This is a genomic window from Streptococcus infantis (assembly GCF_047460825.1).
Classification (GTDB): domain Bacteria; phylum Bacillota; class Bacilli; order Lactobacillales; family Streptococcaceae; genus Streptococcus; species Streptococcus infantis_V.
On the sequence record NZ_JASHFO010000048.1, the window covers coordinates 1 to 8,409 of the forward strand.

General features: G+C 40.4%; 9 protein-coding genes. 8 read left to right on the forward strand and 1 reads right to left on the reverse strand.

Annotation, left to right across the window (positions count from 1 at the left end):
• The first annotated feature begins 188 nt into the window (after positions 1-188).
• The 6 genes from tsaE to QM911_RS09540 all read left to right on the forward strand — a co-directional run bounded on the left by tsaE (position 189) and on the right by QM911_RS09540 (position 5,210).
• On the forward strand, positions 189-632 hold the full coding sequence (gene tsaE / locus QM911_RS09515; protein ID WP_414313843.1) for a tRNA (adenosine(37)-N6)-threonylcarbamoyltransferase complex ATPase subunit type 1 TsaE: 444 nt from the start codon (positions 189-191) through the stop codon (positions 630-632).
• Positions 622-1,143 (forward strand): GNAT family N-acetyltransferase, encoded by a 522-nt coding sequence (locus QM911_RS09520; RefSeq protein ID WP_049526485.1) that lies wholly within the window; start codon positions 622-624, stop codon positions 1,141-1,143. The genes tsaE and QM911_RS09520 overlap by 11 nt, the downstream gene beginning before the upstream one ends.
• A gap of 4 nt (positions 1,144-1,147) precedes the next feature.
• Entirely contained in the window at positions 1,148-2,185 is a 1,038-nt protein-coding gene (gene brpA / locus QM911_RS09525; protein WP_414313844.1) for a biofilm formation/cell division transcriptional regulator BrpA, read from the forward strand.
• A gap of 79 nt (positions 2,186-2,264) precedes the next feature.
• The gene (locus tag QM911_RS09530; protein ID WP_414313845.1) at positions 2,265-3,533 is read left to right on the forward strand and encodes a competence/damage-inducible protein A; all 1,269 of its coding nucleotides are present in this window, start codon (positions 2,265-2,267) and stop codon (positions 3,531-3,533) included.
• 41 nt (positions 3,534-3,574) lie between these two features.
• On the forward strand, positions 3,575-4,729 hold the full coding sequence (gene recA, locus QM911_RS09535) for a recombinase RecA (protein WP_414313846.1): 1,155 nt from the start codon (positions 3,575-3,577) through the stop codon (positions 4,727-4,729).
• 286 nt (positions 4,730-5,015) lie between these two features.
• Positions 5,016-5,210, forward strand: a complete 195-nt coding sequence (locus QM911_RS09540; protein ID WP_049502854.1) for a PspC domain-containing protein — start codon at positions 5,016-5,018, stop codon at positions 5,208-5,210.
• Positions 5,211-5,411: 201 nt separating this feature from the next.
• Here QM911_RS09540 and QM911_RS09545 read toward each other — a convergent pair whose 3' ends face one another.
• Complete coding sequence (locus QM911_RS09545) at positions 5,412-5,966, reverse strand: GNAT family N-acetyltransferase (RefSeq protein ID WP_414313847.1); 555 nt, start codon at positions 5,964-5,966, stop codon at positions 5,412-5,414.
• Positions 5,967-6,074: 108 nt separating this feature from the next.
• Between QM911_RS09545 and QM911_RS09550 the strand changes: the two genes are divergently transcribed.
• Both QM911_RS09550 and QM911_RS09555 read left to right on the forward strand, forming a co-directional pair.
• Positions 6,075-7,445: an MATE family efflux transporter gene (locus QM911_RS09550; protein WP_414313848.1), complete on the forward strand. Its 1,371-nt coding sequence runs from the start codon at positions 6,075-6,077 to the stop codon at positions 7,443-7,445.
• 96 nt (positions 7,446-7,541) lie between these two features.
• On the forward strand, positions 7,542-8,258 hold the full coding sequence (locus QM911_RS09555; RefSeq protein WP_045762594.1) for a YebC/PmpR family DNA-binding transcriptional regulator: 717 nt from the start codon (positions 7,542-7,544) through the stop codon (positions 8,256-8,258).
• The last annotated feature ends 151 nt before the right edge of the window (positions 8,259-8,409 follow it).

The window sequence follows — 8,409 nt, forward strand, 5'->3', positions numbered from 1 at the left end:
AAAAATAGGGTGAAAAAACCTTTATTTGTCATGCAAAAAAATAGAAGATAGGATAGAGAATCACTTTGATGATCTCAATCCTATCTCCTATTCAAATAGTTAGATTACTAACTTAATGACATTGGGAATCTCCTCCTTTTTTATTAGTAGAAATGTCGCAAAAGAAAACTTTTTGGTATAATGATAACATGTACATAAAAAATGAAGATGAAATCATTGCTCTTGGACAAGAGCTAGGCTCTTTACTAGAGGAAAATGATGTATTGATTTTGACCGGTGAATTAGGTGCTGGTAAAACAACGCTAACCAAAGGCCTGGCTAGAGGCCTAGGGATTCATCAAATGATTAAGAGTCCTACTTATACTATTGTTCGAGAATATGAAGGACGTCTACCCTTGTATCACTTGGATGTTTATCGTATCGAAGGAGATGCAGATTCTATCGACTTGGATGAATTTCTTTTTGGTTCAGGTGTAACGGTTATTGAGTGGGGACATCTATTGGGGGAAAATCTTCCATCAGATTATCTGGAGTTAGAAATCCTTAAAAAAGATGAGGGCCGAGAAATCGTCTTTCATGCTCATGGCCAAAGAGCGACAGAACTTTTGAAAGGATTGACGGATGGAGTATGATCTTTTAATCCGTGAAGCGGAAGCCCAGGATGCTTCAGCGGTCATTGCTCTCTTAGATCAAATTGGTCAAGAGACTAGTTTTACCAGTCTGGATGAAAATGGGATTGCAATGAGTGAGTCTGAAATGCAACATTTTTTGGATAAGCAGGCCCAGTCGGATAATCAAATTACCCTACTCGCTTTTTTGAATGATGAGTTAGTAGGAATCATCAATACAACAGCTGATCAACGTCCGCGAGTCCGTCATATTGGAGATGTCTTTTTAGGAATAAAAAAAGCTTACTGGGGAAATGGTCTCGGTAGTATCTTGATGGAAGAAACTATTGAATGGGCCAAATCAAGTGGTAGTATTCGACGTTTACAATTGACAGTTCAAAAAAGAAATCTTGCTGCGGTGCATCTGTATGAAAAAATGGGCTTTAACATAGAAGGATTACAGGAACGTGGTGCTTGTATAGAAGGAGGAGAGTTTCTAGATGTTTACCTAATGGGTCAACTGATAGATGAATAAAAGTATGGCAAAAAAGATAATCGGAATGTTTTTAGGCTTTGTTCTTGTGACAGTACTTGGTGTGGGAGCTTATGCCTATACGATCTACCAACAGAGTACACAGACCCTAGCTAAAACCTATAAAAAAATCGGAGAAGAAACCAAGGTCATTGAAGCGACCGAACCTCTGACGATTTTGCTTATGGGAGTGGATACGGGGAATGTTGAGCGTACAGACCCATGGGAAGGTAATAGTGATTCAATGATCTTGGTGACAGTGAATCCTAAAACCAAGAAGACAGTCATGATGAGTTTGGAGCGTGATATTCTCACACAAATCAAGCAGCCGGATGGTAGTGTAACGGAGGCTAAACTCAATGCTGCCTATGCCAATGGTGGAGCAGAGTTGTCTATTTCAACGATTCAAAAAATGATGAATATCCATATTGACCGCTATGTGATGGTCAATATGCATGGTCTTCAAAGAATGGTTGATGCTGTCGGAGGTATTACAGTAAATAATACTCTAGGTTTCCCTATCTCTATTCAAGACCAGGAGCCATTTAATACGATTTCTATCGGTGTTGGTGAACAAAAGTTAAATGGTGAAGAAGCTCTTGTCTATTCACGTATGCGTTATCAAGATCCAGAAGGGGACTACGGTCGTCAAAAACGTCAGCGTGAAGTGATTCAAAAAGTTGTCGAGAAGATTCTTAGTCTGAACAGTGTGAGTCACTATCAAGAGATTCTGAAGGCTCTTAGTGACAATATGCAGACAAATATCGAAATTACAACAACAACGATTCCTCAGTTGATGGGGTATCAAGATTCATTTAAGAATATTGAGTCTCAACAATTGCGTGGAGAGGATGCAATGCTTCAAGGAACATCTTACCAAATCGTGACATCTGAGCATATGTTAGAGATGCAAAATCTTTTACGCCGTTCACTCGGGCAACCAGAAGTTACGAATTTAGAGACCAATGTAGTTTTGCACGAAAATCTGTATGGCCAAGGTCAGTTACCACAATCTACTAGTGTTGCAGTGGAAGAGTCAGAATAATAAGAGACTATTCGTCAAATCGTAGGAATTATCCTGCGATTTTTTCAAAGAAATCCGAATAGGTAAGTAGGAGGAAAAAATGAAAGCAGAAATTATAGCTGTTGGAACAGAGATTTTGACAGGCCAAATTGTCAATACTAATGCGCAATTCTTGTCTGAAAAGTTGGCTGAAATCGGTGTAGATGTCTATTTTCAGACAGCTGTAGGAGATAACGAGGCTCGCCTCTTATCCTTGTTAGAAATTGCTCAGAATCGCAGTAGTCTAGTCATTTTAACAGGTGGCTTAGGGCCAACGGAAGATGATTTGACCAAGCAAACTTTGGCCCAATTTTTGGGACGTGACTTGACTTTTGATCCTCAGGCTCAGGCTAAGCTAGATGACTTTTTTGCTCATCGACCAGACTATGCTAGAACTCCAAATAATGAACGCCAGGCTCAAATTGTTCAAGGTTCAACTCCATTACCAAACGAAACAGGGCTGGCAGTCGGTGGCATGATCGAGGTGGCTGGGGTAACCTACGTCATTCTACCAGGACCTCCAAGTGAATTGAAACCTATGGTCTTAAATGAGTTGCTTCCAAGATTGACAACGGGATCTAAGCTCTATTCACGTGTGCTACGTTTCTTTGGGATTGGTGAGAGCCAGCTAGTGACCATTCTATCAGATTTGATTGACCAGCAGACGGATCCAACCTTGGCACCTTATGCTAAAACTGGGGAAGTGACGCTTCGCTTATCGACCAAGGCTAAGAGTCAAGAAGAAGCGGATCGTGTTCTAGATACTTTAGAACAAAAAATCCTTGAAAGAGAAACTTTTGAGGGTGTTTCACTTCGAGAAATTTGCTATGGCTATGGGGAAGAAACCAGCTTGGCTAGCCTGGTAGTAGAAGAGTTGAAAAAGCAAAAGAAAACTATCACTGCAGCAGAAAGCTTGACTGCAGGTCTTTTTCAAGCTACTTTGGCTGATTTCTCAGGTGTATCTGTTATCTTTAAAGGTGGTTTTGTGACTTATAGCCTTGAAGAAAAAGCTAAGATGCTTGATATTCCACAGGCTGAATTGGAAAAACACGGAGTCGTCTCAGCCTTTACTGCTGAAAAAATGGCTGAACAGGCGCGAATCAAGACCCAGTCAGATTTTGGAATTAGTTTGACAGGAGTGGCTGGACCAGATAGTCTAGAAGGACATCCAGCAGGTACAGTCTTTATCGCTTTGGCGCAAGCTTCGGGGACAGAAGTTATCCAGGCCAATATCGCAGGTAGAAGTCGTGCAGATGTGCGAGAAATTGCAGTCTTACATGCTTTTAACCTAGTTCGCAAAGCTTTATTAAGTGCTGGAGATTTGTTATAATAGAAGAAGGTCTAAGGACTATTAGAATACAGGAGAATAAAATGGCGAAAAAACCAACAAAAAAATTAGACGAAATTGGCAAAAAATTTGGTGCTGATCGTGAAAAAGCCCTAAACGATGCCCTTAAATTGATTGAAAAAGACTTTGGGAAGGGATCAATCATGCGCTTGGGTGAACGTGCAGAGCAAAAGGTCCAAGTGATGAGCTCAGGTTCTTTGGCTCTTGATATTGCACTTGGTTCAGGTGGTTATCCAAAGGGACGTATCATCGAAATCTACGGGCCAGAATCATCAGGTAAGACAACGGTTGCCCTTCATGCGGTAGCGCAAGCGCAAAAAGAAGGCGGAATTGCTGCCTTTATCGATGCGGAGCACGCGCTTGATCCAGCCTATGCAGCAGCGCTTGGTGTTAATATCGATGAATTGCTCTTGTCACAACCAGACTCAGGGGAGCAGGGTCTTGAAATTGCTGGGAAATTGATTGACTCAGGTGCAGTTGATCTTGTTGTTATCGACTCAGTTGCAGCCCTTGTACCCCGTGCAGAAATCGATGGAGATATCGGAGATAACCACGTTGGTCTTCAAGCTCGTATGATGAGCCAGGCTATGCGTAAACTCGGGGCTTCTATTAATAAGACTAAGACAATTGCTATCTTCATCAACCAATTGCGTGAAAAAGTAGGGGTTATGTTTGGTAATCCAGAGACAACTCCTGGTGGACGTGCCCTTAAATTCTACGCTTCTGTCCGTTTGGATGTTCGTGGAAGCACACAAATCAAGGGAACTGGTGACCAAAAAGATACGAGCGTAGGTAAGGAAACCAAGATTAAGGTTGTTAAAAACAAGGTAGCTCCACCATTCAAAGAAGCCTTTGTTGAAATCATGTATGGTGAAGGAATTTCAAGAACTGGTGAGCTTTTGAAGATTGCAAGCGATCTTGACATCATCAAGAAGGCAGGAGCATGGTACTCTTATAAAGACGAAAAAATCGGGCAAGGTTCTGAAAATGCTAAGAAATACTTGGCAGATCACCCAGAAGTCTTTGACGAGATTGACCACCAAGTTCGTGTCAAGTTTGGCTTGATTGAAGATGATGCGGTAGCTGATGAAAAAGATGCACCTGCGGAATCAGAAGTAGCTAATCAAGAAGTGACTCTTGACCTTGGCGATGATCTTGAAATCGAAATTGAAGATTAAAAAGTAAAAGTGGCGGAGGAATCCCCACTTTTCTGTTATCTTGGACTAAAGAACTGATACTCAATGAAAATCAAAGAGCAAACTAGGAAGCTAGCCGCAGGCTGTACTTGAGTACGGCAAGGTGAAGCTGACGTGGTTTGAATTTGATTTTCGAAGAGTATGAAACAATGAGAGCTTAAGAATTGCTAAAGCTAGCATCTTCAGATAAAAAGTAGAAAGACTATTGAAAAAGATTTGATTTGATGATAAAATAAATTAAAAGAGAAATTAATATAAGGAGATTATTATGGAAAAACGTTTAGTTCGCAATGTTCAAGATAAAAAAATTGCAGGTGTTTGTGCAGGGCTTGCTGACTATTTAGATATGGACCAAACATTGGTTCGTGCTATTTGGATTCTCTTCACATTGCTAGGTGGATCAGGAATTCTTGCTTACCTCATTCTTTGGCTCATCATGCCAGAAGCTGGAACAGAAGCGTAAACTTAGTGCATCTTTATAAGATAAATCATGATAAGGCTGAGACAAAATTGTTTCAGCCTTATTTATGATGAGCTAGGGATAGTTTTTTTCAAATTTTCATCTTCTTTGGGAAAAATAAAAAATCACCTACGACAGGTGATTGTATATCGGTTATAGAGAAAATTACAAATCTTTAATGGAGATTCAAGGTTGCAATCTAGATTAGTGTTCACTAAAACGTCGGTATTCGATGCGAAAGTCGAAGTAATTCTCTTCTTGCAATTTTTGGAAGATATTCCGATAGGCTTCCTCATCAAAATGGTCGCCACGGTAGAGAATTTCAAAACTCATTCCCTCATATTCTAAGAAGGCGTTGGCAGTTTTAAAACCATTTTGTAGGTAGAAGTCCATGCGAGCTTTTCGTTGTTCGAGGTTATCACAATCTTCGTCCAAACGCTCCACTTCAAGAATCATGGTACGTTGGTAAAAATCAATGAGTTTTTCAATGATTTCTCTCCCGTAGCCATGACTACGGAGATGGGGCATAATGGCAAAGAAGCTAATGTAGAAAGCTTTTTGGTTGGAAATGGCAAAAGCGAAGCCGACAAATTCTTCCTCGTTATAGAAAGCGAAAAAGTGAGCATCATCTCTATCCTGGTAACTTAAAAATTCTTCCAAAGAGACACGTTCTTCTTCAGGAAAGGCTTCCTTGTTTAATTGGTCAACTTTTTCAAGGTCTGGGAATACATCTGTAATTAACTGGCTTGTTAAGCTCATACATACCCTCCTTTTCTGTCACGATTATACCAGATTGTTTGTATCTAGGCAACGCTTTCTTAACGAAACTCCCTTGTTCCTCTACCAGAAAGCTGATATAATACCCTTATGAATAAAAAATCAACGGTGGACTTGATTCATGGTCCAATCCTTCCTTCACTGATTAGTTTTGCATTACCAATTTTACTGTCCAATATCTTTCAGCAACTTTACAATACGGCTGATATCTTGATTGTTGGGCGTTTTTTAGGGCAAGAATCCTTGGCGGCAGTCGGAGCAACGACAGCCATTTTTGATTTGATTATCGGCTTTGCCCTCGGTGTTGGAAATGGGATGGGTGTTGTTATTGCACGTCTCTACGGCGCTCGTAATTTTGCTAAGATTAAAGAAGCTGTCGCAGCAACTTGGATTTTAGGGATTATCTTGAGTGTGCTTGTCATGTTGATGGGCTTTTTTGGTCTTTATCCACTCTTACAGTACCTAGAAACACCTGCAGAAATTCTCCCTCAGTCCTATGAATATATCTCCATGATTGTTACTTGTGTGGGAGTGAGCTTTGCTTATAATCTTTTTGCAGGTTTGCTACGCTCTGTTGGCGATAGTCTTGCTGCGCTTGGTTTTCTTATTTTCTCAGCCATCGTTAATGTCATTCTGGATTTGTATTTTATTACACAATTGCAGTTGGGTGTTCAATCTGCTGGTCTTGCAACCATTATCTCCCAGGGTTTGTCAGCTATCCTTTGTTATCTCTATATCCGAAAGAGTGTTCCAGAGCTCCTTCCTAGGTTGAAGGATTTTAAATGGAATAAGGCCCTCTATGTAGATCTCTTGGAACAGGGGCTAGCTATGGGCTTAATGGGTTCAATCGTCTCTGTCGGAAGTGTTATTTTGCAATCCTCTGTCAATAGTTTTGGAGCAGTCATTATCAGTGCTCAGACAGCAGCACGCCGAATCATGGCCTTTGCCTTATTGCCAATGACGGCTATCTCAGCATCTATGACTACTTTTATCTCTCAAAACTTTGGTGCAAAACGTCCAGATCGCATTGTCCACGGTCTTCGACTAGGGAGTTATATCAGTATGGCTTGGGCAAGCTTTGCTTGTGTATTCCTATTTTTTGCAAGTCCTAGCCTAGTTTCTTTCCTAGCAAGTTCGACAGACGGTTACTTGATTGAAAATGGGGCTTTGTACCTACGCATCAGTTCGGTATTCTATCCGTTTTTGAGTCTTTTATTGATCTATAGAAATAGCTTGCAGGGTCTCGGTCAAAAATTCTTGCCACTTGTATCAAGCTTTATCGAGTTTTTTGGTAAAATTATTTTCGTCGCTTGGATTATTCCTTGGACAGGTTATACAGGTGTGATTCTATGTGAGCCCCTTCTCTGGCTAGTTATGACTGCCCAACTTTACTTCTCACTTTCCAAACATCCATGGATCAAAGAAGGCAAAAAACTCTTGGCTACTGGCGGGAAATCCTAGTTTAATTTACAAAAGAAAATCCATTTCCTCTAGTGAAAATCGGATAGACTTGTGTTATAATAAGAAAGATTAAAATGTGAAAAAAGGAGATACCTAATGGGACGTAAATGGGCCAATATCGTAGCTAAGAAAACGGCTAAAGATGGAGCTAACTCTAAAGTATATGCAAAATTTGGTGTAGAAATCTATGTAGCAGCTAAAAAAGGTGAGCCAGATCCAGAACTAAACACTGCTTTGAAATTCGTTATCGATCGTGCCAAACAAGCGCAAGTACCAAAACACGTTATTGATAAAGCAATCGATAAAGCAAAAGGAAACACAGACGAAACCTTTACAGAAGGACGTTACGAAGGATTCGGACCAAATGGTTCTATGTTGATCGTTGATACCTTGACTTCAAACGTTAACCGTACAGCTGCCAATGTTCGTGCTGCCTTTGGTAAAAACGGTGGGAACATGGGAGCTTCAGGTTCTGTATCTTACCTCTTTGACAACAAAGGTGTTATCGTCTTTGCAGGTGAAGATGCTGATGCTATCTTTGAACTCTTGCTGGAAGCAGATGTCGATGTAGACGATGTAGAAGCAGAAGAAGGAACAATCACTGTTTACACTGCACCAACTGACCTTCACAAGGCTATCGTTGCCTTGCGTGAATCTGGTATTGAAGAATTCCAAGTAACTGAATTGGAAATGATTCCTCAATCAGAAGTTGAGTTGTCAGGTGAAGATTTGGAAACATTTGAAAAACTCTACGGAGTCCTTGAAGACGACGAAGACGTACAAAAAATTTACACAAACGTAGATGGATTCTAAGAATAAAAATAACCCCTTTGAAAATTGAACTGCACCCCCAAAGTTAGACAGAAAAAATCTAACTTTGGGGGTATTTTATTATGAAATTAACTTATGAGGATAAAGTTCAGATCTATTCACTTAGGAATCAAGGTCATAGCTTCAAGGAGCT

Excerpts from the sequence above, each read along its gene's own strand:
- tsaE (WP_414313843.1), top strand. The coding sequence starts at position 189 with ATGTACATAAAAAATGAAGATGAAATCATTGCTCTTGGACAAGAGCTA.
- QM911_RS09520 (WP_049526485.1), top strand. The coding sequence starts at position 622 with ATGGAGTATGATCTTTTAATCCGTGAAGCGGAAGCCCAGGATGCTTCA.
- brpA (WP_414313844.1), top strand. The coding sequence starts at position 1,148 with ATGGCAAAAAAGATAATCGGAATGTTTTTAGGCTTTGTTCTTGTGACA.
- QM911_RS09530 (WP_414313845.1), top strand. The coding sequence starts at position 2,265 with ATGAAAGCAGAAATTATAGCTGTTGGAACAGAGATTTTGACAGGCCAA.
- recA (WP_414313846.1), top strand. The coding sequence starts at position 3,575 with ATGGCGAAAAAACCAACAAAAAAATTAGACGAAATTGGCAAAAAATTT.
- QM911_RS09540 (WP_049502854.1), top strand. The coding sequence starts at position 5,016 with ATGGAAAAACGTTTAGTTCGCAATGTTCAAGATAAAAAAATTGCAGGT.
- QM911_RS09545 (WP_414313847.1), bottom strand. The coding sequence starts at position 5,966 with ATGAGCTTAACAAGCCAGTTAATTACAGATGTATTCCCAGACCTTGAA.
- QM911_RS09550 (WP_414313848.1), top strand. The coding sequence starts at position 6,075 with ATGAATAAAAAATCAACGGTGGACTTGATTCATGGTCCAATCCTTCCT.
- QM911_RS09555 (WP_045762594.1), top strand. The coding sequence starts at position 7,542 with ATGGGACGTAAATGGGCCAATATCGTAGCTAAGAAAACGGCTAAAGAT.